At 59.8% G+C, this 25,568-nt stretch carries 24 protein-coding genes; 2 read left to right on the top strand and 22 right to left on the bottom strand.

All coding sequences use genetic code 11. The features are described from left to right. Positions 1 to 12: 12 nt before the first annotated feature. From kdsA to ACNAZS_RS14530, 19 genes are all read right to left on the bottom strand, one after another. A complete protein-coding gene (gene kdsA, locus ACNAZS_RS14620) occupies positions 13 to 867 on the bottom strand; it encodes a 3-deoxy-8-phosphooctulonate synthase (RefSeq protein WP_415790511.1) in 855 nt (284 codons plus the stop codon). After that, positions 864 to 2,516, bottom strand: a complete 1,653-nt coding sequence (locus ACNAZS_RS14615) for a CTP synthase (protein WP_415790509.1) — start codon at positions 2,514 to 2,516, stop codon at positions 864 to 866. The genes kdsA and ACNAZS_RS14615 overlap by 4 nt, the downstream gene beginning before the upstream one ends. Before the next feature lie 188 nt (positions 2,517 to 2,704). After that, the gene (locus ACNAZS_RS14610) at positions 2,705 to 4,516 is read right to left on the bottom strand and encodes an aminopeptidase P family protein (RefSeq protein WP_415790507.1); all 1,812 of its coding nucleotides are present in this window, start codon (positions 4,514 to 4,516) and stop codon (positions 2,705 to 2,707) included. Positions 4,517 to 4,675: 159 nt separating this feature from the next. Further along, positions 4,676 to 5,830, bottom strand: coding sequence for a class C beta-lactamase (gene ampC / locus ACNAZS_RS14605; RefSeq protein WP_415790505.1), 1,155 nt, complete (start codon positions 5,828 to 5,830; stop codon positions 4,676 to 4,678). A gap of 32 nt (positions 5,831 to 5,862) precedes the next feature. Then, positions 5,863 to 6,681, bottom strand: coding sequence for a M55 family metallopeptidase (locus ACNAZS_RS14600; protein WP_415790503.1), 819 nt, complete (start codon positions 6,679 to 6,681; stop codon positions 5,863 to 5,865). Positions 6,682 to 6,815: 134 nt separating this feature from the next. Next, positions 6,816 to 7,889: a DmpA family aminopeptidase gene (locus ACNAZS_RS14595; protein WP_415790501.1), complete on the bottom strand. Its 1,074-nt coding sequence runs from the start codon at positions 7,887 to 7,889 to the stop codon at positions 6,816 to 6,818. 97 nt (positions 7,890 to 7,986) lie between these two features. Then, a complete protein-coding gene (gene gsiD, locus ACNAZS_RS14590) occupies positions 7,987 to 8,886 on the bottom strand; it encodes a glutathione ABC transporter permease GsiD (RefSeq protein ID WP_415790499.1) in 900 nt (299 codons plus the stop codon). A gap of 7 nt (positions 8,887 to 8,893) precedes the next feature. Beyond that, entirely contained in the window at positions 8,894 to 9,814 is a 921-nt protein-coding gene (gsiC, locus tag ACNAZS_RS14585) for a glutathione ABC transporter permease GsiC (protein ID WP_415790497.1), read from the bottom strand. A 56-nt stretch (positions 9,815 to 9,870) separates the two neighbouring features. Further along, the gene (gsiB, locus tag ACNAZS_RS14580) at positions 9,871 to 11,421 is read right to left on the bottom strand and encodes a glutathione ABC transporter substrate-binding protein GsiB (protein WP_415790495.1); all 1,551 of its coding nucleotides are present in this window, start codon (positions 11,419 to 11,421) and stop codon (positions 9,871 to 9,873) included. A gap of 77 nt (positions 11,422 to 11,498) precedes the next feature. Then, entirely contained in the window at positions 11,499 to 13,379 is a 1,881-nt protein-coding gene (locus ACNAZS_RS14575; protein ID WP_415790493.1) for a dipeptide ABC transporter ATP-binding protein, read from the bottom strand. A 42-nt stretch (positions 13,380 to 13,421) separates the two neighbouring features. Beyond that, entirely contained in the window at positions 13,422 to 14,402 is a 981-nt protein-coding gene (locus ACNAZS_RS14570; RefSeq protein ID WP_415790491.1) for an isoaspartyl peptidase/L-asparaginase family protein, read from the bottom strand. Further along, positions 14,399 to 15,280 (bottom strand): MurR/RpiR family transcriptional regulator, encoded by an 882-nt coding sequence (locus ACNAZS_RS14565; RefSeq protein ID WP_415790489.1) that lies wholly within the window; start codon positions 15,278 to 15,280, stop codon positions 14,399 to 14,401. Before ACNAZS_RS14565 ends, ACNAZS_RS14570 begins: the two co-directional genes overlap by 4 nt. Before the next feature lie 109 nt (positions 15,281 to 15,389). Then, the gene (locus ACNAZS_RS14560) at positions 15,390 to 16,295 is read right to left on the bottom strand and encodes a LysR family transcriptional regulator (RefSeq protein ID WP_415790487.1); all 906 of its coding nucleotides are present in this window, start codon (positions 16,293 to 16,295) and stop codon (positions 15,390 to 15,392) included. Positions 16,296 to 16,330: 35 nt separating this feature from the next. Next, positions 16,331 to 16,912, bottom strand: coding sequence for a DUF924 family protein (locus tag ACNAZS_RS14555; protein ID WP_415790485.1), 582 nt, complete (start codon positions 16,910 to 16,912; stop codon positions 16,331 to 16,333). Beyond that, the gene (locus ACNAZS_RS14550; protein ID WP_415790483.1) at positions 16,897 to 17,145 is read right to left on the bottom strand and encodes a hypothetical protein; all 249 of its coding nucleotides are present in this window, start codon (positions 17,143 to 17,145) and stop codon (positions 16,897 to 16,899) included. The genes ACNAZS_RS14555 and ACNAZS_RS14550 overlap by 16 nt, the downstream gene beginning before the upstream one ends. Before the next feature lie 7 nt (positions 17,146 to 17,152). Further along, a complete protein-coding gene (locus ACNAZS_RS14545) occupies positions 17,153 to 17,926 on the bottom strand; it encodes an SDR family oxidoreductase (RefSeq protein ID WP_415790481.1) in 774 nt (257 codons plus the stop codon). A 255-nt stretch (positions 17,927 to 18,181) separates the two neighbouring features. Then, entirely contained in the window at positions 18,182 to 18,832 is a 651-nt protein-coding gene (locus tag ACNAZS_RS14540) for a CoA transferase subunit B (protein ID WP_415790479.1), read from the bottom strand. Positions 18,833 to 18,844: 12 nt separating this feature from the next. Then, positions 18,845 to 19,543: a CoA transferase subunit A gene (locus tag ACNAZS_RS14535; protein ID WP_415790477.1), complete on the bottom strand. Its 699-nt coding sequence runs from the start codon at positions 19,541 to 19,543 to the stop codon at positions 18,845 to 18,847. A 131-nt stretch (positions 19,544 to 19,674) separates the two neighbouring features. Then, on the bottom strand, positions 19,675 to 20,145 hold the full coding sequence (locus tag ACNAZS_RS14530; protein WP_415790475.1) for an acyl-CoA thioesterase: 471 nt from the start codon (positions 20,143 to 20,145) through the stop codon (positions 19,675 to 19,677). Between the two features lie 112 nt (positions 20,146 to 20,257). Here ACNAZS_RS14530 and ACNAZS_RS14525 point away from each other — a divergent pair, with 112 nt between their 5' ends. Next, positions 20,258 to 21,904, top strand: coding sequence for an electron transfer flavoprotein-ubiquinone oxidoreductase (locus ACNAZS_RS14525; protein ID WP_415790473.1), 1,647 nt, complete (start codon positions 20,258 to 20,260; stop codon positions 21,902 to 21,904). Between the two features lie 5 nt (positions 21,905 to 21,909). After that, positions 21,910 to 22,764: an NAD-dependent epimerase/dehydratase family protein gene (locus tag ACNAZS_RS14520; protein ID WP_415790471.1), complete on the top strand. Its 855-nt coding sequence runs from the start codon at positions 21,910 to 21,912 to the stop codon at positions 22,762 to 22,764. On the opposite strand, the gene ACNAZS_RS14515 is transcribed toward ACNAZS_RS14520, so the two are convergent. The 3 genes from ACNAZS_RS14515 to ACNAZS_RS14505 are packed head-to-tail and all read right to left on the bottom strand — an operon-like array spanning position 22,761 to position 25,519. Continuing rightward, on the bottom strand, positions 22,761 to 23,537 hold the full coding sequence (locus ACNAZS_RS14515) for an enoyl-CoA hydratase/isomerase family protein (RefSeq protein ID WP_415790469.1): 777 nt from the start codon (positions 23,535 to 23,537) through the stop codon (positions 22,761 to 22,763). The genes ACNAZS_RS14520 and ACNAZS_RS14515 overlap by 4 nt on opposite strands. Positions 23,538 to 23,588: 51 nt before the next feature. Beyond that, positions 23,589 to 24,599, bottom strand: a complete 1,011-nt coding sequence (gene ltaE / locus ACNAZS_RS14510; protein ID WP_415790467.1) for a low-specificity L-threonine aldolase — start codon at positions 24,597 to 24,599, stop codon at positions 23,589 to 23,591. Further along, the gene (locus ACNAZS_RS14505) at positions 24,596 to 25,519 is read right to left on the bottom strand and encodes a DMT family transporter (protein WP_415790465.1); all 924 of its coding nucleotides are present in this window, start codon (positions 25,517 to 25,519) and stop codon (positions 24,596 to 24,598) included. Before ACNAZS_RS14505 ends, ltaE begins: the two co-directional genes overlap by 4 nt. Positions 25,520 to 25,568 lie beyond the last annotated feature (49 nt).

Here is a 25,568-nt window from a genome sequence, read left to right as displayed (position 1 = left end):
AGCTACATCAGCTCAGATGAACTGATTTTCGATGAAGCCGTTGCGTTTGGTCACGCGATCGAGCTCTACCAGCGACTCGAGCAGCGCAGGCATCAAGTCCAGCGGCACGGCATTCGGGCCATCGGACAATGCGCAAGCGGGATTGGGATGGGTCTCCATAAAGAGGCCCGATATCCCCACCGCCACCGCCGCACGCGCCAGCACAGGCACGAACTCGCGTTGCCCGCCTGACGACGTGCCCTGCCCACCCGGTAACTGTACCGAATGGGTGGCATCGTAGACAACGGGACAACCGGTTTCTCGCATGATAGCCAGCGAACGCATGTCGGACACTAAGTTGTTGTATCCGAAAGAAGCACCACGCTCACAGACCAGGATGTTGTTGCCGTCGCCACCCGCCTCGATAGCGGCGTCGCGGGCCTTTTGAGCGACCTGCACCATATCGTGCGGCGCCAGGAACTGGCCTTTTTTAATGTTGACCGGTTTGAGCGAGGCTGCGCAGGCACGGATGAAGTCAGTTTGCCGGCACAGAAATGCCGGCGTCTGCAACATGTCGACCACTGCGGCCACCGGCTCCACGTGCGCGGTTTCGTGCACATCGGTCAGCACACGTACACCCACCTGGTCCCGGACATCGGCCAGAATTTTGAGCCCCTCGTCTATGCCCAAGCCACGAAACGACTTGCCGGAACTGCGATTGGCCTTGTCGAACGAGCTCTTGTAGAAGAATGGGATGCCCAGCGCCGAGGTCATTTCCTTGAGGCGCCCCGCGGTATCAAAGGCCAGTTCGCGCGACTCGATGACGCACGGGCCCGCAATCAGAAAAAACGGGTGTTCCAGACCAATATCGAAACCGCAGGCTTTCATTCGCTTTCCTTGCGTTTGTCGTGACGAGCGATAGCTGCCTCGATAAAGCTGGAGAACAGCGGGTGCCCATCACGTGGTGTGGAGGTGAATTCCGGATGGAACTGCACGCCGACGAACCACGGATGATTCGGCAACTCCATGATTTCAGGCAGGTTTTCGGTGGGCGTACGCGCACTGATGACCATGCCGGCCTCTTCGAGTCGCGGCACATAAACGTTGTTGACTTCGTAGCGGTGACGATGGCGTTCGTTGACCTCGTCGCCGTAGATAGCCTGGGCGCGGGTGCCTGCCTTGATCGGGCAGCGCTGCGCGCCTTTACGCATGGTACCCCCCAGATCGGAGGTCGTGTCGCGCTTTTCGACCCTGCCTTCGCGGTCCATCCATTCGGTGATAAGGGCCACCACGGGATGCGGCGCGGACGGGTCGAATTCGGTACTGTTTGCGCCACCCAGGCCGGCCACGTGGCGAGCAAACTCGACCACTGCCAACTGCATGCCCAGGCAAATCCCCAAATAAGGGACGCCGTTTTCACGAGCGTAACGAATCGCGGCGATCTTGCCCTCGGTGCCACGCTTGCCGAAACCGCCCGGCACCAGAATGGCGTCCAGGTGCTTGAGCTGATCTGTGCCCCGCGTTTCGATGTCTTCGGAGTCGATGTACTCGATGTTGATCTTGGAGCGCGTGTGTATGCCGGCGTGCACGAGGGCTTCGGACAGGGACTTGTACGACTCGGTCAGATCGACGTACTTGCCCACCATACCGACGGTCAGCTCGTGCTTGGGGTTCTCCAGCGCGTCGACCAGGTTGTCCCACATGGACAGGTCGGCCGGCGGCGGAGTCAGGCCCAGAGCCTCGCAGACGATGTTGTCGACACCTTGCTTGTGAAGCATGGCGGGGATCTTGTAGATCGAGTCGGCATCCCAGACCGAAATAACCGCGTCAAGCGGCACGTTCGAGAACATCGAGATCTTGGCGCGCTCGTCGTCGGGAATACGACGGTCGGCACGGCACAAGAGCGCGTTGGGATAGATACCGATCTCGCGCAGCTTTTGTACCGAATGCTGGGTGGGCTTGGTCTTGAGCTCGCCGGCCGACGCGATGAACGGCACCAGCGTCAAGTGCACAAAGGCCGCGTTGTTGCGGCCCAGGCGCAGGCTCATCTGGCGAGCGGCCTCGAGGAACGGCAGCGACTCGATGTCGCCGACCGTACCGCCGATTTCAACAATCGCCACATCGGTCGCGCCCTTCCAGGCGGCATCGGCCCCACGGGCGACGAAATCCTGAATTTCGTTGGTAATGTGCGGAATCACCTGCACGGTCTTGCCCAGATAGTCGCCCCGGCGCTCTTTGCGCAGTACGGACTCGTAAATCTGGCCGGTGGTGAAGTTATTCACCTTGCGCATCTTGGCGGAAATGAAGCGCTCGTAGTGACCCAGATCCAGATCGGTCTCAGCGCCGTCTTCAGTGACGAACACCTCACCGTGCTGAAAAGGACTCATCGTGCCCGGATCGACGTTGATGTAGGGGTCGAGCTTGAGCATGGTGACCTGCAAACCACGCGACTCAAGAATCGCGGCGAGCGAGGCAGCGGCGATGCCCTTGCCCAGGGAAGACACCACACCGCCGGTGACAAATACGTATTTGGTCATCGTAATGAGCACCCGGGACGAGCGGGCGCGTGCGGGAAATTTGGATTATAGCCGGGAGGATGAGGTTATTTGGGTTTTCCCCTAGCTTTGTCCACGTAACATTTGGCTGCATGATCGACGCCAGGGCCTGGGCCGAGCCCTGCCAGCCGGTTTCATGCCGTCAAGAACCGCTCATCATGGCAAAGGGGTCAAATCGGCGCGGTACGAAGCGCCAGCCAGGCCAGCGCTTCGCCCTCGACCAACGGCGATAAACGCACTCGGACCGTCTTGTGATAGTCGTTGAGCCACTCGATTTCATCTTTGCGCATCAGTGCGGGTTCGATGCAACGGGTGTCGATCGGGCAAAGCGTCAGCGTTTCAAAGCAGAGGAATTCCCCCAGCTCGGAAGTCAGCCAACTCCGGTTGGCCACCAGGTTTTCGATACGCACGCCCCAGCGGCCGGGACGATAGATGCCGGGTTCGTTTGAGGTAATCATGCCGGGCTCCATGCCGGTATGCGGGCCCGGCACGGCGCGGTACGAAATGACCTGTGGCCCTTCGTGGACGTTCAGGAAATAACCGACGCCATGGCCGGTGCCGTGACCGTAGTCGGCGCCGCCCTGCCATATCGGCGCACGTGCGATCGCGTCCAGCATGGGTGATGGCGTGCCGCGCGGGAAGGAGGCGAGCGACAGCGCGATCATGCCCTTGAGCACGAGCGTAAAGTCGACCTTCTGGTCCGCGTTGGGCGTGCCCACCGCCACCACGCGGGTGATATCGGTCGTGCCGCCCAGATACTGGCCGCCGGAGTCGATCAATAGCAAACCGTCGCCTTCGATGACGGCGTGCGCCTCTGGCGTTGCGCGGTAATGCGGCATCGCGCCGTTGGCATTAAAGCCGGCAATCGTGCCAAAGCTGGGGCACACGTACCCGGGTCGACGCGCCCGGGCCGCGGTGATCTGCTTATCAATCGTCAGCTCGGTGATGGCCTCGGCAGGGGTATCACCGCCCTCTTTGCTCATGGCTCGTTCGAACCATGCAAAAAACTCGCACAACGCCGCGCCATCTTGCTCCATGGTCATCCGCACCTGAGCCAGTTCGGCATCGGTCTTGGTCGACTTCAGCAAGGTAGAGGGATTGATGGCCTCGACGCGCGGCACCGCCGGATTCATGGCATGAAATACGCCGCAGGTCACGCGCGCAGGATCGATCAGCAGGGTTTGATCGAGTTCCAGCGAGCCCAATGCCTCGGCAGCCTGCGTATAAAGGGCCACATCGATACCATCGGCGGCCAATACAGCACGCAGGTTGTCGTCGATCTTGCCGTCGCCGACAAACAGCGTGGCGTAGTCCACGCCAATCAGGGCATACGCCAGAAACACCGGGTTGTACGACACGTCGGCGCCGCGCAAGTTGAACAACCACGCGATGTCGTCCAGCGTGCAGAGGAAATGCACGTCGGCGCCGCTGGCCTGCATGGACTGACGAACCTGGGCCAGCTTGTCCGCACGGGTTACGCACGCCTGCGGTGCGACGTGTTCGTAAATCGGCGCATTCGGCAGTCCCGGACGATCCGACCAGATTTCAGATAACAGATCCGTCTGAATATCGAGTTGCACGCCCGCCGGCGCCAGCGCCGCAGACAAGGCGCGAAACGCCGCCAGGCCCAACACCTGCCCATCGACCCCGACGCGCTGCCCTGCTTGCAACTGTTTCGCCAACCAGTCGACATGGCCGGGCGTCCCGGCGGCACCGAGTTTCATCAACTGCACGTCGGTGCCGGCCAACTGCGCCTCGGCCTGCATCCAGTAACGGCTGTCCACCCACAACCCTGCAAAATCGGTCGTCACGACCAACGTGGCCACCGACCCGGTAAAGCCGCTGAGCCATTGGCGCCCCTGCCAACGCCCGGGCAGGTATTCCGACAAATGAGGATCGGCGGATGGCACGATGCAAGCATCCAGGCCCAAGCGGCGCATGGCCTGCCGTAGCTGGGCAACGCGGGTATCGGTGAGAGACATGAGATTCCTTAAGGCAACATGGACGGCGTGCAAAACAGATCGGCCAATGCCACAGTCTGTCTGCAAGCCGCATTTTATAGGCTCGGCCACGTGAGCGGGAGCCGTACGGCCGGCGTCATCTCACCTCACGCAACAGCTAGCATCCTCGTGGGCCGGCCATCAACGCGTCAAAATACGGTAGGCAAGACGAATGCGCGCCTCAATGGGAAAATTCTTGTTTGCCAGTATGACGATGCCCTTGTCCTGAGCCGGCAGAAATGCAACGTAGGCGCCGAATCCATTGGTCGATCCGGTTTTGTTGACCCAGACCGCCGATGCAGGTGCGCGAGGCGGCACGATGGCCTGAATCGGATGCGTTTCATACGCGACCTTGGCTGAGTTTCCCTCGAGCAGGTCATCGAGCCGGACGGGCGCATCGTACTGTTCCCAGACCAGGTCCTGCGTCATGGCGCCGAGCTTGTAGTACCCGACACGAGTGTCGCGCAGCGCTTTGTCAAGATTACCTTCGCCCCCGGACGACTCAATGTTCAACTGCACAAAGCGAATCAGGTCTCTAGCAGTGGCTTTGACACCGTAGGCCTCGTCCGCCAGAACGCCCGGGGTCACACGCACTGGCGCGTCGGTTTTGTCATAGCCCTGGGCATAGTCCTGCATTTTTGCCCGCGGCACATCGATATAGCTGTCATGAAGCCCCAGCAGGGGAAAGAGCTGCCGTTCCATGATCGCCTTGTATGGGTGTCCCAACGCCTCGGCGGCCACCATGCCCAACAATCCGATACTCGGGTTAGCGTAGGTCCGCGCCGAGCCTGCCTCATACTGAGGCGTCCAGGCCGCGAAATAACGCATCAACTGTTTCGAATTGGTGATCGCGTCTGGCACCTGCAGCGGAAACCCACCCGCGGTGTGGGTACCGAGATGCACGAGACTGACCTTGCTCAGATTGCTGCCGCGCAGAGTCGGGAGATAGCTGGCGGGACTATCGTCCAGGGAAAGCCGTCCAAGCGTCTGGGCGTATGTGGCCAGGGTCGCGGTGAATGTCTTGCTGACAGAGCCGATCTCGAACAACGTATCGCTAGTGACGGACTGGTTTGTCGCCTTTGAGGCAACGCCAAAGTTATAGAACGTTTGTCGCCCATGGTCAGTCACAGCGATGGCCATACCCGGCACGTTGTATTCGCGCATCACATGTTCGGTCGCCTGACTGATCTCGACAGCTAGGCCGGGGGTGGATTCCTCAGCCGAGGCGTGGTTCGCGATGGTAACCACACACACACAGCAAAGAGTTTGAAGAAAGCGTCTATTTGTCGAATACATAGGCCCGTCACGGACGAGTGAAAAATGAAGACTTAACGCAACATGGACGACATGGCGGACAAGCTATTAAGCGTGCGAATAGCAGCCTGCATGGTATCTACCGTAAAACGCAAGGTCACACCGTCCACGCGCTCCAGCGTGGGCCACATACAAAACAAATCGGCCAACGCCGTTGTCTGTATCTGCAACCGGCATTCTATAGGCGCCGCGATTTGAAATGGAGCCGCGCCCGCTGCCTGACGTACGGCAGTTTGCGCCGCAGCGGTGATGGCTTCACGCGCGGCGGCAGGCGATAAGGTCGCACCACTGCCCTGGCCATGCGCGACTTTGGTCTGCACCCATTGCGCATGCGGAAACAAGGGTCGGGTTTCTTCGATGAATACATCATCGCCGCTAGCCATGATGACCGGCACGCCCAGTTCGCCGGCCAAGGCGCCATACAAACCGGCTTCGCCAAGTTCCGTGCCATTGATAAAGACGCGGGCGAAGGCAAAACTGTTGATAGTGTGCGCCAGAATTCCGCGTGCTTGCGAACGTGCGTGGTAGCCGATCATGAACACCGCGTCGCAAGCCTCTTCCAGCCCGCCCATCATGCCCAGGTAGCGCGGTTTACCCAACACCAAACGCGCGCGCGGATCTAGCTGATCGGGCAGCAAATTACGGAAACCGCCGTGCGAGTCATTGACCAGCACCTCGGTGGCCCCGCCGGCGAACGCCCCGATGACAGCGGCATTGGCTTCGCCCGTCATCCAGGCGCGGGCGCGTTCGTATTCACCGTTGCCGGCTCGAACCTGCTCGGCATGAAAGACACCGGCGACGCCTTCGATGTCAGTGGAAATCAGAATTTTCATGGGCTATCCGCAAAAAAAGAACCAAAAAATTCGCCCCTTGTTCAGCAAAACTTTGGGGGCAGACCTGTTGTCTAGTGGGGTCATGGCCGGTGCATCGCAACGCGGCGTACATCGGGCACGGCACCCGCTACATGTCAGTCATCCAGATCGGCCAGCCATTGTCGCCAATCCGGAATCATCTCAGTGATGGCGTGCCGCACGTGGCCGTCGCGACCCCGCACGGTTACGGCGCGCCATAGGGCCGCCACAATCGCCTGCTCGCAGGCTTCGGCAGCCGCCTCGAACAACACATCGATGAGCCCCTCGTGCAACATGGCTTGTGCCGGCATGGCGCGCTCGGCTTGATGTGGCACGGTATAGGCGGTGGAAAAAGCTAACGCAATATCACCGCTGCCATGGCCAAAAACCGAGCCGGTCCGCGCCAGTCCCGCGCCGGCGCGCAACGACAGGCGACCCAGTTGGCGCGCATCCAGAGGCGCGTCCGTCGCGAGCAAGAGAATGATGGATCCTTTTTCAGGTCCGTTTTCATGCGTCTGTTGTTGGACATAACGCTGACCAAATGGTCGACCCGCAATCGTCATGAGCGGCAATCGCCCAAAGTTCGATAACACCAGCGCGCCGACGGTATAACGCTCTACTGACGACACATCGGCCTGCCGGGATGCCGAGCCGATGCCGCCTTTGAAGGAGAAACAGGACATGCCACGCCCCGCGCCGACGGCACCTTGTGTGAAGTCTGCGACGGCCGCATCATGGGCGGCCAGATAGTCCTTCTCGGTGACGGCCAGTGCCTGGATATCGTTCAAGTAACCGTCATTGCACTCGAACACCAACGGATTGACGGTGGCCCATTCGCGGCCGATCTGCGGGTTGGCGGCAATCGCCTGGCGGATCTGCGCGTTCGCGACCGTGCCCACACCAAACGTGTTGGTCAAGGCAATGGGGGTTTCCAGCACGCCGAGCTCGCGTACCTGCACCAGCCCTATGCTTTTGCCAAACCCATTGATGACACTGGCCGCGGCTGGCACCTTGTCGAGATAAGGGTCGCCGGCGTGCGGTCGCACTACTGTTATACCGGTCTGACAAGCGCCTTGTGCCAAGGTCGCATGCCCCACCGTTACGCCAGCCACGTCGGTGATGGCATCGCGTGGTCCGCTTGGCAACCTGCCCACGCGCGGCATCGGAAAAGCAGAATCAATTTTCGTCATGACAATGCCGCCTGCCGGCAGCCTCCTTGTTCCACAGGAAAAAAGGGCACAGCCTGCGCCGCGCCCTTTCATACTCACTGCTGGTCACGCGCCCCGTTCAACGTCGATCGATCTTGGGATCCAACGCGTCACGCAAGCCATCGCCCAGCAGGTTGAACGCCAACACGGTCAGGAAAATGGCCAGCGCGGGGAAAATCGCCACGTGTGGTGCCAACACCATATCGGCGCGGGCTTCGTTCAACATCGCCCCCCATTCCGGCGTCGGCGGTTGCGCGCCCATGCCCAGAAAAGACAGGCTAGCCGCTGTGATGATCGACGTGCCGATACGCATCGTGCCATAGACCACGATAGGCGAAATCGTACCAGGCAAGATATGGCGCATGATAATGGTCCAATCAGAGGCCCCCACGCTGCGCACGGCTTCGACATAGGTCATTTGCTTGATGGCGAGGGTATTGCCACGCACGAGTCGCGCAAAGGCCGGAACGCTGAACACCGCCACCGCGATGATCACGTTGATCATGTTCGAGCCCAGGATAGCCACGACGCCGATCGCCAGGAGCATGCCGGGAAACGCCAGCAGCACATCCGAAATGCGCATCGTGATGCGTTCCCACCAACCTTGGTAATAGCCCGCCATCAACCCCATAAAGGTACCGACAATCGCCCCCATCGCGACGGACAACAAACCCGCCGCCAACGAAATCTGCGCCCCCATGACGATGCGACTGAAGATGTCTCGACCCAGCGAGTCCACCCCTAGCCAATGTTTAGCCGATGGGCCTTCATTCAAGGCATCGTAGTCGAAGAAATTTTCCGGATCGAACGGCACGATCCAGTGGGCGAAAATCGCGACAACGACCAACAACAGGACGAAGAGTCCCGCGCCCACGGCGAGTTTCTGTTTCTTGAATTTGCGCCAGAATTCGGTGACCGGCGTACGCACTGCATTCTGCCTGGAGGCCGGAACCGTCGCGGCGGTAGTCGTATTGCTCATGCCCGCCTCACTTATAACGGATACTGGGATTGATAACGCCATACAGCACGTCGACAATCAAGTTGATCAAGATAAATTCCAGCGAGAACAGCAGCACCAAGCCCTGGATCACGGGATAGTCACGCTGTGTCACAGCATCAACCAACAGACGTCCGAGACCGGGCCAGTTGAATACTGTCTCGACCACAATGGAGCCGCCCAGCAAAAAGCCAAACTGCAAGCCCATCATCGTGATCACGGGAATCAGTGCATTGCGCAAGGTGTGTTTGATTACTACACGGCGCTCGCTCAGGCCCTTGGCGCGCGCGGTGCGTACGAAGTCCTCCTGGATGACTTCGACAAATGATGCGCGGGTAAATCTCGCCATCACGGCCGCCACGGCGGCGCCAAGTGTGATGGACGGCAGAATGTAGTGTTTCCAACTGGATGCCCCGACGGTGGGCAGCCATCCCAGATTGACCGAGAACACCTGCATCAGCACCATCCCCAACGCAAAGGCAGGGAAAGAAATGCCGGACACGGCCAGCGTCATGAGTACCCGATCCGGCCAACGATTGCGCCAGACCGCCGAGACAATCCCGAAGATCATCCCAAAGCCCACTGACCAGATCATGCTGGCGATCGTCAACCATAGCGTGGGCATGAAGCGCTCGGCGATCTCCGTCGAGACGGGGCGCTTGGTACGCAACGAGTTCCCCAGGTCGCCCTGCAGCATATGGCTGAAATAGCGCACGAACTGCTGCGGCAACGGCAGATCCAGTCCGAGTTCCTGGCGCACCAGTTCGACCGTAGTCTGGTCGGCATCCTGCCCAGCGGCCAGACGCGCCGGATCTCCCGGGAGCATGTGTACGAACAAGAACACGACGACCGAGACCAACAACAGGGTCGGGATCATGCCCAATAAACGTTTGACGATATAGGTCAGCATTGAAATTCCTGAGACATCGGCGGGCACACCATACGCCCGCCGCGCCTTGCTTGCGATTACTGCTTGAGATCGATATCACCGAACCAGAACGAGGTGTCGGGTTCGACATAGACACCGCTCAGGTTCTTCGACTTGACGTACACATTGTTCTGGGTGACCAGGAAAGCCCAAGGGGCATCATTCCAGATCGTTTCCTGAACCTTGCTATAGATCTCCGCCTTTTTTTTGCGATCGACCGTCGTCAGGGCCTCCTGGATACCGTCATCGACCGACTTGTTCGAGTAATACGACACGTTGTTCAACACGGGTGGGAAAGCGGGCGTGCTCAGCAAGGGACGCAGTCCCCAGTCGGCTTCGCCGGTCGAGGACGACCAGCCGGCGTAGTAAAGGCGAACCTTGGCGTCCTCGGGTTTTTGGACTTGTTGGACACGTTGCACGCGCTGGCCCGACTCCAGCACTTCGACCGACGCCTTGATACCGACCTGAGCGAGTTGCTGCTGCAGGAACTGGACGACTTTGACCGACGTACCGTCGTTATAGGCGGACCACAACTGCGTTTCGAAACCCTTTTCGTAGCCGGCTTCTTTCAGCAACTGGCGAGCCTTGGCGGGATCGTAGGGCCACGGGCCGGTTTTGTGCGCGAAGTCCACACCCTTCGGCACCACACCATCCACAATCGTGGCGTAGCCGTTGTACGCGACTTTGATCAACGCTTGCTTGTTGATGGCGTAATTGATGGCCTGACGAACCTTGATGTTGTCAAACGGCTTGACCTGGGTATTCATCGACAGATAGCGGGCCATGATCGAGTTTTGGTGATCGACCACGTCCAGCTTGTCGTTCTTGGCCAGGATGGCTGCCTGTTCGTACGGCACGGGAAAAGCAAAATGCGCTTCACCGGTTTGCACCACGGCGGCACGCGTGTTGTTGTCGGTCACGGTACGGAAGGTGATCGAATCCACCTTCGGCTTGCCTTGATTCCAATAGCCGTCGAACTTCTTGACCTTCAGGTATTCGGCGGGCTTCCACTCGACGAACTCAAAGGGTCCGGTACCCACGGGATGAAAACCAATTTCCTTGCCGTACTTGGCCAGCGCGGCCGGCGAAATCATCATGGCGGCCGGGTGGGCCAGCGCATTCAGGAATGCCGAGAACGGTTTTTTCAGCGTGATATTGACGGTCAAGGGATCGACCACGTCGACATGGTCAATGACGCTGAACTGAATGTAGCGCGACAGGCGGTTATCCGGATTAGCCGGACGTTCAAAATTGATCTTGACGGCTTCAGCGTTAAAGTCGGTGCCGTCCTGGAATTTCACACCCGGACGCAGCTTGAAGGTATAGATCAGGCCATCGTCGCTGATGCTGTAGTCGGTCGCCAGGACTTTCTGAATCTTCAGGTCTTTGTCGAACTCGAGCAGGCCTTCGTAGTAGGCCTTGCCAACAGCCTGGTTCAGCGTGCTGTTGGTGTTGTACGGATCAAGCGTTTCCAGTGCGATCGACACCGCAAAGGTCACGTCCTTGCTGGCGTGAGCCAGCGGCGAAGCAATGACGCCAAAGGCCAGCGCGGCGGCCGCCATCAGCTTGGTGGGACGCAGTACATGCATTTTGACAACTCCTAAATCAGAGAGGAGACAGCTTTAGTGGATAAAAACGGGCCAGCGACGTCATGCCGCCGGTCTTCTCAATAAGCGCCACCCACGGCGTGGCGCGCAACAAAATGCTCTGAACCCACTTGCATCAACGGTTCGACGACGGGCTCATCGCCAACCCTGCGAATCGGGCTCGGGATTTCTTCGGTCAGCAGTGTGCGCTTAAGATGGCGCCGCGCCGGATCGGCGATCGGCACCGCCGACATGAGCTTCTTGGTATAGGGATGCTGGGGGTTTTCAAAAATGGCGCGACGCGGACCGATTTCGACAATCTGGCCGAGATACATCACCGCCACACGATGGCTGACGCGTTCAACCACCGCCATATCGTGCGAGATAAACAGGAACGACACGCCCAGGTCGTGCTGCAAATCGATCAGCAGATTGACGATCTGCGCCTGAATGGACACGTCCAGTGCCGACACGGATTCGTCAGCGATCACCACTTTGGGATTTAACGCCAAGGCGCGTGCGATACACACGCGTTGACGCTGCCCCCCCGAGAATTCATGCGGATAGCGCTGCGCCATCTCTGGCGCCAGGCCGACACGCTCGAGCAACTCGGCGACACGGGCTTCGGCCTCACGATTCGAGGCGACGCCATGTACCAGCAGCGGCTCCATAATTGAAAAACCCACGGTGACGCGCGGGTCGAGCGAGGCAAACGGATCCTGGAATACGAATTGAATATCGCGGCGCAGGGCCTGCAATTCCGTGTTTTTGAGTTTGACGATATCGCGACCGCCAAACAAGATCTCGCCGCTCTGGCTATCGACCAAACGCAGCAACGAGCGCCCCGTCGTCGACTTGCCGCAACCCGACTCGCCCACCAGCGATAGCGTCTCGCCCGGATAAAGATCAAAGCTGACTTTTTCAACGGCATGCACGCGACGCCGCACGCGACTGAGAATGCCGCTGCGCAAATCAAAACGCGTCACGAGATTACGCACACTGAGAACAGGCTCCCGCCGGACCGGCATGCTTTGCGGGTCATCTTTCATCGGCTCGGTGGCCGGCGTGCCATCAGTCACATGCAACAGCGGAAAACGCGCCGGCATGTCGGTACCCTGCATCGCCCCCAGACGCGGTACGGCAGAGAGCAAGGCCTGGGTGTAGTGATGCTGGGGTGCCGCAAAGAGCTGATCGGACGGTCCTTCCTCGACCTTGTCGCCACGGTACATGACCAACACGCGGTCAGCCACTTCGGCCACGACGCCCATATCGTGCGTGATGAACACCACGCCCATCTGCATGTCATCTTGCAACTGACGGATGAGCTGCAGAATCTGCGCCTGAATCGTGACGTCCAACGCCGTGGTCGGCTCATCCGCGATCAGCAAGGCGGGCTTGCACGCCAACGCCATGGCGATCATCACGCGCTGACGCATACCGCCCGACAATTGGTGGGGATAGCGATCCAGCACCGATTTCGCCTCGGGGATGCGCACTTGCTCCAGCATGCGCAAGGCTTCGGCCCGTGCCGCGGCCGCGTCTTTGCCCTGGTGCAGATGAATCGTTTCGGCAATCTGGTCACCCGCCGTGAACACCGGGTTCAGCGATGTCATCGGCTCCTGGAAGATCATCGCCATATCGGCGCCACGCACGCTGCGCATCATGCGCTGCGAGGCATTGGCCAAATCGACGATGGCATGGTTGCGACGACGCAGCGCCATGCGGCCCTGGGCGATGCGCCCGCCGCCGTGTTCGACCAAACGCATCAAGGCCAGCGAAGTCACCGATTTGCCCGAACCCGACTCTCCCACGATCGCCAGGGTTTCGCCCCGATCGACGTGAAAAGACAGATTGCGCACGGCCTCGACCGTTCGTTCCGAGGTCACAAAGCGTACCGTCAGATCATCGACCTGGACCACGCGGTTTTCCGGCAGCACCAAGGTCTGGGCACGATCAACCATATTGAATTCCGTTTCCGACTTGAATACGCAATGACACGAAGGTCATCGGTAAATGGCGACGACAGCGTCCTCGCCGACTCGGCCGTAGCCGCGATACATGCCTTCAGTATTGAAGGGCAGCGTGACGTTGCCCTGACCGTCCACCGCGATCAGACCGCCCTTGCCCTCGATCGTGGGCAATTTTTCGTGCACCACACGCTCGGCGGCCACCTCGAGCGACGCACCCTGATATTCCATCTGTGCCGAGATGTCATAGGCCGCCACCATCCGGATAAACATCTCGCCGGTACCAGTCGTCGACACTGCGCACGTGCGATTGTTGGCATAGCAGCCCGCACCGATCAACGGCGCATCGCCGATGCGTCCCACTTGTTTGTTGGTAATACCGCCTGTGGAGGTTGCCGCAGCAAGATTGCCTTGTGCATCCACGGCTACGGCGCCCACCGTACCGAATTTACGGTCCGAATCGAGTGGATCCGCCGGTGCCGGTTGACCCTGTGCCACCAGTGCCTGGCCGTCGTGGTCCAGCACGGCCGCGTCGGGATGATCGTGCTGCACGCGCAGCAGTTGCTCACGACGAGCTTCGGTCGAGAAATAAGCTGGGTCAACGATATCCAGGCCCTCGCCGCGAGCGAACTCAATGGCCCCCTTGCCCACGAAAAACACATGCTTGCTGTTTTCCATGACTTTGCGCGCGGCCAACACCGGATTGCGTACGCAATCGACGTTCGCGATGGCCCCGGAGCGCAAGGTGGCGCCATCCATGATGGAAGCATCCAGCTCATGCGTACCGGCACTGGTAAACACCGCACCGTGGCCCGCGTTAAACAAGGGGCAGTCTTCCAGCAAGCGTACGGCCTCGGTCACCGCGTCCAGCGCGCTGCCGCCCTGCGCCAGCACGGTTTGGCCTGCCTGTACGATGCCATGCAACGCCGACAGGTATTCCTGTTCTTTTTCGGGTGACATTGCGGCACGCGACATCGCTCCTGCGCCACCGTGAATGGCGATCACTGGCTGAATCATCTTTTTCCTGCTCCTGCACCATGAAATAGCCACGGCATGATTGACTGTGTCACGCCGGCCGCGGCCTGAATTGAATTTTTGGCTCGATGAGCCACCGCTGCGGACAGACCCTCTACCAGTCCAAGCGCCGCCGTCTCCGAGTTCGACGACAACTGGCGCGAGGAATGCGCATACAGCGCCACGGTTGCCAATGGCGCCAGCGGCGAGGTCGCTTTGTCAGTCAATACCAGCACCGGCACACCGGCCTGCTGAGCCGCCTGGCTCAAGGTCACGGTGTCGGCCAAATAGCGCGGAAAACCAATGGCAATCACCAAGTCACGCGAGGTCATTCGAGCCATCTGGCGCGCCGCGTGCGATACCCCGCCGGGGCCGGCCAGCGACTCGCAGGTATGCAAATGCATACACAGGCTACGCTGCAGCAGTCCTGCCAGGAAACCACTGGCGCCAAAACCGATGATAAAAACGCGCTCGGCGCCCAGCACAATATCCACGGCCTGTTCGCAAACATCTGCATCCAGATCCTGCAACGTGCGCTGCGCATTGCGAATGTCTTCTTCTAGCGCCGCGGCCATGATTTGCACCGCCGTGGCCGAGTGCGCTAACTCGACCCGCAGCTTTTCGATGGGCTCAAGCGCGGCCTCAAAGCCACGCGCGAGTTCGGCACGGAATTGCGGATAGCCCGGCAGATCGAGCGCGCGAGCAAAGCGATTCGCCGAGGCCACCGACACACCCACTGCGGCAGCAAACTCGTCGATCGTCATGGTCGCCACGCGGAATTGATGCGCAAGCACATATTCCGCCATGCGATGCTGGATACGGCTAAACGTGGGCTGCGCGCGGGCAATCCGGGCGGCAAGAGACGGGGGTGTCCGGGTCATGAACGATGAGAACTGCGCTGGATGTGTACGACGGCGAGCCGGTGCGGTGCAATGTAAATTTGTTTACATCGCAATTGTAATTAAGAAAATTAATTTTCATATTCAGGGTTTACCCCAAATACGGTTGCATCAGGGACTCAAACCATTCCAGGAACACGGCCAGCCGCCGCGAACGCTGGCGCCGGTGCGGGTAAAGCAATGAGACGGACATGGCGGCGGCACGATAGCCGGGCATGACCTCGACCAACTCGCCGCTGTCCAAGAGATGCTGCACATCAAAACGGGGAATCTGGATCAGTCCCAATCCTGCCAGGCAGCAGGCGATATAGCTCTCGGCATTGTTCGCGATCACTCGGCTGGGTATGGCGATCATGTACGCCTTGCCATCCGGCATCAAATACTCCCAGGGCACCTCCCGACCCGTCACGGGAGACGCGTAGCCCACCGCCCAATGCCCGTTCGAAAGATCATCAGGATGCCCAGGCTCATCGTGCTCCCGTAAATAAGCCGGACTGGCGCAGTTGATCAGAGCGATATGGCCGAGCCGCCGTACCACCAGGCTGCTGTTATCCAGGGTGCCAATGCGCACGGCACAATCCACACCTTCCTGAATCAGGTCGATCGCACGATCGGTCGAGCCCAAGGCCAATTGCAAACGAGGATGTTGACGCAGCAAGCCAGGTAAGGCGGGGGCAATCAATCGTCTGGCGATGCGGCTGGGCACGTCAATACTGAGACGCCCGGAGACTTGGCGCTCGCTGAGCTGAAACAACTGATCGATGCTTTCGGCTTCGGCCAGCAATGGGCGCACGCGCTCGAGCAACTGCTCGCCATCCGCGGTGAGCCGCACACGTCGAGTGGTCCGATGCAACAAGCGCGCGCCTATCTGGGTTTCCAACTGCTGCACCGCGGCGGACACAGAGGCTCTGGGTAGATCCAGCGCGTGAGCGGCCTTGATAAAGCTCCCCATTTCCGCGACGTGGACAAACACACGATACTGATCGAATCTATCCATGAGCCTCATCCGCCGGTACCAGCGGCGCGGAAAAGTCAGCCCGCAAAACCGCCTTGATCCAGAAAAGCGCGCTCTGGTTCCGTCATGTCGCGTCCGAGCAAGAGATTACGGTGCGGAAAACGGCCAAAACGCTCGACGATATCGGCATGCTGCAAGGCATGCGCCAACCAAGGCTGCCCTATTCGCTGGTTCAGCAAGACGGCACGGCGTTGGTCATTCATTTCCTCGGAATGAGAAAACGGCAGGTAAAAGAAGACCCGCAGTTCGCGCTCTACCTGTTCGTCCAGTCCCGCATCGACCGCTTGATCCGCGATCTGCCTGGCTCGCGCATCGGTCTCGTACATCCTGGCAGTGCCTCGAAAGGCATTACGAGGGAACTGGTCCAGCAGAATCAAGAGCGCCAGGCCACCCTCGGCGCAATGCACCCAGTGGTCGAGTTCGCCGCGCGCGGCAGCTTCGTGCAAGGACAGAAAGCGCTCACGAAATTGACGATCAAACGCCTCGGACTTGTTGAACCAGCGATCGGCCCCCGCTTCGCGCCAAAAACGCACCACACCCAAGGCCTCGTCTGGCGCCGCAGCCTCGTCGCCCTGCCTCGCATTTAACGTCGTAACCACCACCAAACCCCCCAAGCCACGGCAACAGGAATGCCGAATAGCGCCACATGAATAGGTAATTCTTCTGCCAAGGTATAGCCGTGCGACAAGCCGGTACGCAGGTTCCACGCCGAAACGGCCAACCAGGCCGCGGTAAATAGCCCCGCGACCCATGTGCGATACGGCATCGGAATCCAGCGCAGCAGCGCCGCCGCCAGGACCACCCCAACCACGATGAAAATTACCGTTCGCATGACAGCCTCACTTGGTGGTGTAACCACCGTTGATCAAGATCGTTTGACCCGTAATCCACCAGCCATCACTCACCAAATGACGAATAAAAGGCACGACGTCTTCGATGTCGGTCAATCCCGTCTTGGAAAATGGCGATAGGGCCGCAGCGGTCTTGTGATAAGCAACCGCGTCGGCGCCTTCGGCAGGATAAAAGAACGGGGTATCCATCGGCCCGGGACCGACTGCCGTTACCGAAATCCCTCGCGCGCCGAACTCTTTGGCGGCAGCACGCGTGAAGTGCTCGACCGGCGCCTTCGTCCCCGCATACGAGGCATAAAAAGGCGTAAACGCCCCAAGCAGCGAGGTCACCAAGGTCAGGACCTTGCCATTGTCGTTGACATGCTTGCCGGCTTCTTTCAGAAAGAAAAACGCCGATTTGGCATTTACGGCGGACATCTCGTCATACTCGGCCTCGGTGATCTCCGCGAGCGGCTTTTTCAGGACTTTGCCCACCGTGTTGATCGCAATATCGGGCTTGCCCACGGCGGCGATCGTGTCGACGAACAGCTTTTCAACTGCCCCGGCGGTGGTCAAATCCGCCTGAATGGCGACCGCCTGCGCGCCTGCGGCCTGGATAGCCGCCACAGTCGCCTCGGCATCCGCTCGGCTGGCCTCGCTGTTGTAATGAATCGCCACGGCTTTGGCACCCTGTTGTGCCAAATCTCGCGCTACCAAGCCGCCGAGGTTTTTAGCGCCGCCGGCGATCAATACGACTTTGCCCTGGATGGAATGGTCTGCCATGGAAAATCTCCTGTACGAATAGAAAGGAGTTTCAGCATAGGCTTCGGGATCGTTCTGATAAACCCGTCGCCTCTAGATAGATTATCCAGAAAAAGCGCCCAATTGAATACCTATTGGGCAATGATCGCAGCTCATTTAGCCCGACAGGATATGTCCTTATGTAGGCAGACCCTGCGTGCGTATCATCCCGCTACGCGTTTTCATGCAAAAAACCCTGCCATGGCAGGGTTTTGTATAGCCATACGCCGAAGAAAGCTACACGCCGGAGACGTCCAGCTTGACCCCTGTCTTGGATTGAATTTCCTCAACGGTGACCCCGGGGGCCAGTTCCAATAGCTTCAGGCCATTGTCACCGACTTCCATCACGCCCAGATCGGTGATGATCAGATCGACCACGCCCAGGCCGGTCAACGGCAAGGTGCATTCGGGCAACAGTTTGATGTCTACGGTGCCGTCTTTTTTCTTGGCCACGTGCTCCATCAGCACAACCACCTGACCAACACCCGCCACCAGATCCATGGCGCCGCCCATACCCTTGACCATCTTGCCCGGAATCATCCAGTTGGCCAGATCGCCCTTTTCCGAGACCTGCATGGCACCCAGAATAGCCAGATTGATCTTGCCACCGCGAATCATCGCGAAGGAGTCCGCCGAAGAAAAGATCGACGAACCCGGTAATGTGGTCACGGTTTGCTTGCCAGCGTTGATCATGTCGGCATCGATCTGATCTTCGGTGGGAAACGGACCAATGCCCAACAGGCCATTTTCGGATTGCAGCCATACTTCGATGCCCTCGGGCACGTGGTTAGCCACCAGGGTAGGCAAGCCGATACCCAGGTTCACATAAAAACCGTCTTGCAGTTCGCGCGCGGCGCGAGCCGCCATTTCATCGCGGGACCATGCCATGTCGTCTTCTCCTTAGGCCGAGCGAGTGGTGCGTTGTTCGATGCGCTTTTCCGGGTTCTCATTGAGCACAATGCGCTGCACATAGATGCCCGGAAGATGGATCTGATCGGGATCCAGCGCGCCCGTGTCGACGATCTTCTCGACCTCGACGATGGTGATCTTGCCCGCCATGGCCACGTTGGGATTGAAGTTACGTGCGGTCTTGCGAAACACCAGGTTGCCACTGCGATCAGCGACATAGGCCTTGACGATCGAGACGTCAGGCACCAGGGAGCGTTCCATCACGTATTCATGTCCATCGAACTCGCGCAGCTCTTTGCCGTCAGCCACGATGGTGCCCACGCCCGTCCGGGTGAAAAATGCCGGGATACCCGCGCCGCCCGCACGCAGTTTTTCCGCCAGCGTTCCTTGGGGGGTGAACTCCAGCTCGAGCTCGCCGGCCAGGTATTGGCGCTCGAATTCCTTGTTTTCGCCCACGTACGAGGCGATCATCTTGCGTATCTGGCGGGTATTGAGCAATTGGCCCAGCCCAAAACCGTCCACCCCGGCGTTGTTGCTGATGCAAGTCAGGTTTTTAACGCCCGAGTCACGCAATGCCGCGATCAGAGCCTCGGGAATACCGCAAAGACCAAAACCGCCGACCGCGATCATTTGGTCGTCTTTGACGACCCCTGCCAGCGCCTCGGCGGCGCTTGCATATACTTTGTCCATCTCTCCAGCTCCTAATAACGAAAACGAATGTTCGGGTTTGGATGGGCGCGGCTGCAAGGGGTGGCGCACCCAGTATTGCGTCTTGCGCGATATTGTTTGAATAGATTGTAGCGGCTAGGCGAAACGGTGCATCACCCCTGCTCGTCGCTAGCGGGCACGCACTGGGTTGCCAGGCCCTGCAGCACAGCGGGCGGCAGCGGTATCGAACGGTTGGCGGTATAGTCCATCCAGACCATCACCGTGCGTCCACGGGCATATGGGCCGGCATCGTCGCCCACCTTGTCCAGGATCAGCTCGGTCTCGAGACTGGATCGCCCAATACGGGTTACTTTGTGTGTCACGCGTACGTCGCATGGATACGTAAACGATCGCACAAAATCGCAGGATGCGTGCGCCAGCATAAAACCCTGGCCCTCTGCAACGACGGGCACCTGCAATTGGCATCCCTGCAGCATCTGCATGCGCGCCTCTTCCATCAGACGGAAGTAGACCGTGTTATTCATATGATTCAGCGCGTCGCTATCGCCCCAGCGCATGGGGAGATCGATTTGGTGACAATCGCCCACCGCAAGGGTGCGCGCAGCGGAAGTAGTCTGATTCACAAAGAGGCTCCTGGCAAAATTCGGGCGCTGCAGCGTACAACCGTCCGCTGCAATACAATCGCCGATAATACTTCCTTGCAACACCAGAAGACACCTAGAGGGGATTGGAGTAATGTCCGAACGCGAGTCAATGGAATATGACGTGGTCATTGTGGGTGGCGGGCCCGCCGGCTTGGCTGCGGCGCTGCGTCTCAAGCAGCTAGCTACCCAGAAAGATCACGACCTGAGCGTCTGTGTCCTGGAAAAAGGCGCCGAACTCGGTGCCCATATCCTGTCGGGCGCCGTCATGGACCCCCAGGCGCTGACCGAACTGATCCCCGACTGGAAAGACAAAGGCGCGCCCCTGAACGTGCCTGTCACCGAAGACCGGTTCCTGTTCCTGACCAACAACGGCGCGCGCAGCACGCCCAACTGGATGCTGCCCTCCTGTTTCCAGAACCACGGCAACTACATTGTGCGTCTGGGCGACGTGGTGAAATGGTTGGGCGAGCAGGCCGAAGCCGCGGGCGTCGATATTTTCCCCGGCTTTGCCGCTTCCGAGGTGCTGTACGACGAGAATGGCGCCGTCCGTGGCGTAGCCACCGGCGATATGGGCGTGGCGCGCGACGGCTCGCATACCGAGCACTATCAGCCCGGCATGGAACTGCTGGCGCGCTACACGATCTTTGCCGAAGGCGCGCGCGGGCAACTTGGCCGCCAACTGATCGAGCGCTACAAGCTGGATGACGGTCGCGATCCGCAAGCCTACGGAATCGGCCTGAAAGAGATGTGGGAAGTCGACCCGGCACAATCGCGGCCTGGTCTGGTCGTGCACACCGCGGGCTGGCCGCTGGATGCGGACACCTATGGCGGCTCGTTCCTGTATCACCTGGATAACAATCTGGTGGCCGTGGGCATGGTGGTGGGATTGGACTACGCCAACCCCTGGTTGTCGCCGTTTGATGAGTTTCAACGCTACAAGACCCATCCCAACATTCGCAGCACCTTCGAAGGTGGCAAGCGCATCGGTTACGGCGCCCGTGCCATCACGGCAGGCGGCCTGTTGTCCTTGCCCAAGCTGACCTTCCCCGGTGGCGCGTTGATTGGCTGCGAGGCCGGCTTTTTGAACGCCTCGCGCATCAAGGGTAGCCACGCCGCCATCAAGAGCGGTATGTTGGCCGCCGAGGCCACGTTCGACGCGGTCGTCGCCGATCGCAAACAAGATGAATTGTCGGCCTACCCCGCCGCCTTTGAATCGTCGTGGCTGCGTACCGAGCTCAACAAGGCGCGCAACTTCAAGCAATGGTTCAAAAAAGGCCGCACCGTCGCCACCCTCATGACGGGTATCGAGCAACTGGTGCTCAAGGGCAATATCCCCTGGACCCTGCATCACAGCAAGCCCGATCACGCCTGCTTGCAGCCGGCCTCGGAATGCGCACGCATCGACTATCCCAAACCCGATGGCAAGCTCACGTTCGACAAACTGAGTTCGGTCTTCATCTCGAATACCAATCACGAAGAAAACGAGCCCGTCCACCTGACGCTCAAAGACCCTAGCGTGCCGGTATCGGTCAATCTGGCCAAATACGGCGGCCCTGAAGCCCGCTATTGTCCGGCCGGCGTCTACGAGTTCGTCAAAGACGACCATGGCGCAGATCGTCTGCAGATCAACGCACAGAACTGCGTGCATTGCAAAACCTGCGACATCAAAGACCCCACGCAAAACATCGTCTGGGTGGCGCCACAGGGTGGCGAAGGCCCCGTCTATAGCGGCATGTAAGACCGATGACCCGGCGCGTACTGCTGGCAGGCTGCGGTGACTTGGGTTTACGCCTGGCGCACCGCTTGCTGGCAGACGGCGCAGAGGTCTGGGCATTACGCAGACATCCCCCCGTTGATGAGAGACAGGTTTCTTCATCAACGTCGCCCGCCCGGATCCACTGGCTGCAGGGTGACCTGACTCGGCCCGACACGCTCTCCGGCTTGCCCCCTGGTATCACCCACCTGGCCTACCTGCCCGCGCCGGGCGCACGCGATCCGGCGGTATATCGCGCCGTGTTTCAAGAGGGTTTGCCGGCGCTGCTGGCTGCGCTGGACGACACAGCATTAAGCCGGATCCTGTTTGTTTCGTCGTCCGCGGTCTATGGCGAACATCATGGCGACTGGGTCACTGAAACAACGCCCGCCGATCCGCTGGGATTTAACGGCCGCATTCTGCTCGACACGGAAACCTGGCTGGCGGCTCAGCCGATCTCGTCGGTCAGCCTGCGACTGGCGGGCCTCTACGGCCCCGGACGATTACAACTGATCGACCGTCTCCGTGCGGGCAGCGCGCGCGCGCCGCAACATCCACCGCACTGGGCCAATCGCATTCATATCGATGACGCGGCCGCCGCGGCGTTCCATTTATTAGGTCTGTCGCAACCCGATGCCGTGTATATCGGGTGCGACGACACGCCGCTGCCGCTGCATGTGTTGTACGCTCACCTGGCCGAACAGGTCGGGGCCGCCGCCCCGGCCGATGGCCCCGCGCCCGCGATGGTAGGCAGCAAGAGGCTCAGCAATGCGCGATTGCGGGCCAGCGGCTTGACATTGCAATGGCCCGACTCACGCGCTGGCTATGCCGCGCTGTTGCGCTAGCGTCCCGTCCACACGGGACGTTGTTTAGCCAGGAACGCCTCGATACCGATGCGAAAATCGCCGCTGCCATAGCACTCACGTACCAAGTCATCATTACTCGGCAGACCGTCGGTCGTTAAGCGCCGGATGGTTTCCTTGGCCGCCTTGATGGTCAAGGGCGCATGACCCGCGAGTCGCTTGCACAGGGCCGCCACGGTGGTATCCAGCGCATCAGGCTCGACAACCTCGTGCACAAAACCGCACTCTCGCGCCTCGGCGGCATCGATGGTCTCGGCCAGCAGCAACATCCGTTTGGCACGAGCGGCACCAAAGCCCGCCACGACCCGCGCCATATTGGCGCTGGACAGGCAATTGCCCAACGTGCGGGCGATCGGCACGCCGAACGCTGCGTTGGGCGTTGCCACACGAAAATCACACACGGCCGACAGCGCCAGGCCCCCACCAATCGCATAACCGTCAATGACGGCTATCGTCGGAAACGGCAGGCCCTCCAGCAACTGCACACGCGCATCGATCGTCGCTTCGTACCGGATACCGTCGTCCCCCGACTCGAAGGCCAAGAACTGCTCGATATCCGTGCCGGCCACAAAGGCCTGCCCGCCCACGCCACGGAACGTGGCCACGCGAATATCGTCTCGCTGCTGCAAGTCTAGGCAAATCGCAGCCAGCTCGTCGTACATGGTCCATGTCATCGCGTTGCGCGCCTCGGGGCGGTCAAACACCACGGCAGCTACGCCATCCTGAATAGTCAAATGAACTTTACCGTCGCTCATGATGCGGTTCTCATTTCTAGATTGAGGGAGGCTTTATGCCCTTGCAAACGCTCAGCCGAAATACGCACGAATGGCCGAGAGCACTTTACGAATATCGTCCTCTGATACATCGAGATGGGTCACGAGGCGCGTGGGGCCGCTATATACGGCACGAATCATGATGTCATCGGCTTGCAAGGCGTTGGACAATTTTTCAGCATGCGCCGGGTCGAACTCCGCAAAGACCATGTTGGTGTTTTGTGCCAGGACCTTGACGCCTTCGATGCCACGCAACCCTTCGGCCAGCAATGCCGCATTGTCGTGGTCCTGTGCGAGGCGCTCAACGTGATGCTCAAGGGCATATAAACACGCGGCGGCCAGAACGCCCGATTGCCGCATGCCGCCCCCCAATACTTTGCGCCAACGCCGAGCCTCGTCGATGATTGCCTTGCTGCCGACCAGCACAGAGCCGACCGGCGCCCCTAGCCCTTTTGAGAAGCAGATCGACACGCTATCAAACGGCGCGCAAACTTCGTGCGCGGTCCGGCGCGATGCCACAGCGGCATTAAAAACACGTGCGCCATCCAGATGCAGCCCCAAGCCGTGTTGATGCGTAAACGCGGCGGCTTGCTCGATATACGCGGCAGGAATGACTTTGCCCTGAAAGGTGTTTTCCAGCGCCAGTAACCGCGTGCGCGCATAGTGCGGATCGCCCTTGGGCTTGATAGCGGCAGCCAGTTTTTCCAGGGGTAGCGTGCCGTCGTCAGCATGCTCGATAGGCTGAGGCTGAATGCTGCCCAGCACCGCCGCCCCACCGCCCTCGTATTTGTAGGTGTGTGCCAGTTGGCCGACCAGATACTCATCACCTCGGCCACAGTGGGCCATCAGTGCAGCCAGGTTGCTCTGCGTGCCCGACGGAAAAAACAGGCCCGCCTCTTTACCCACGCGCTCGGCGAGCGTTTGCTGCAGACGCTGCACGCTGGGGTCCGCCGCCATCACATCATCGCCCACCGGCGCAGTGGTCATTGCCTGCAACATAGCCGCGGTGGGCCGCGTGACGGTATCACTACGCAAATCAATCATGAATGCTCCTGGTGCTGTGATGGTTGAACCAAATTTTCCTGCGGGCGGGCCCTCGGCCGGCGACTCACGACCCAAAGCCCCACCATGATAAGCGCCATACCCAGTACTTCAACGAACGTCGGTCGCTCGCCCAACATCCACCAGGCAAACAATGTCGCGACGATCGGCACGCCCAGGCTGGACAACCCCGCAATCGACGCCGGCACGCGGCGCACGACGGATAACCACAGCAACCAGCCCATCACGGTGGCCACCAAACAAGAGTACGCCAATCCGACCGTGAGTTGCCATCCCCACACGATGGGATCATGCGGCACCAGGATGGCGGCTGGCAACGTCATCAACGCGCCCAGAAGCATCTGCCATGTCGTAAAGGTCATGAGATCGGGCGCATGAAGATCGAACATGCGTTTGGACAGCACGGTGCCCAACCCCCAGAACAGTCCACCCGCCACCGCGCAAACCGCGGGAAACCAGTCGCCCAGCCCCTGCCAGGGCTCCAGAAAGCAAACGAGCCCGGCGGCGGCCAACACAAAACCCACGCCATGGCGCGCCGTCGGCCGATCGCCGAGCAAGGCCCAGGCAAACAGAATGACCCAGAACGGCATGGTGTAGGCCAGCACCGAGACTTTGCCCACCCCGCCCTGGACCAGTGCCAACTGCACCAGAGCCTGAAACCCGGCCGTTTGTGTCAACCCGGTCAGCAGCGTCAATTTCCACGGCGTCATGGCAAGCGGACGCCGCAAAATGATCAGCAATCCAAACAGCAAGACCGCGCCGATCAGATATCGGGCCGCGGTCATTTGAAATGGCCCGATATACGACACCAGCGCCTTCATTGCGATCCAGCTTCCCGCCCACACCATAATCGTGGTGAACATCAGGGCGAGGCCAGTTCGATCGAAGTTGCTACCAGTCACGAGGAAATTCACCTAAAAAAACAAAAAGCGCCCCCACGCCGCGCCTTCG

The organism is Bordetella tumulicola (genome assembly GCF_965138755.1).
Classification (GTDB): Bacteria; Pseudomonadota; Gammaproteobacteria; order Burkholderiales; family Burkholderiaceae_B; genus Bordetella_A; species Bordetella_A tumulicola.
Note: the sequence above shows the minus strand (reverse complement) of the source record. Positions and strands in the feature narration are given on the sequence as shown.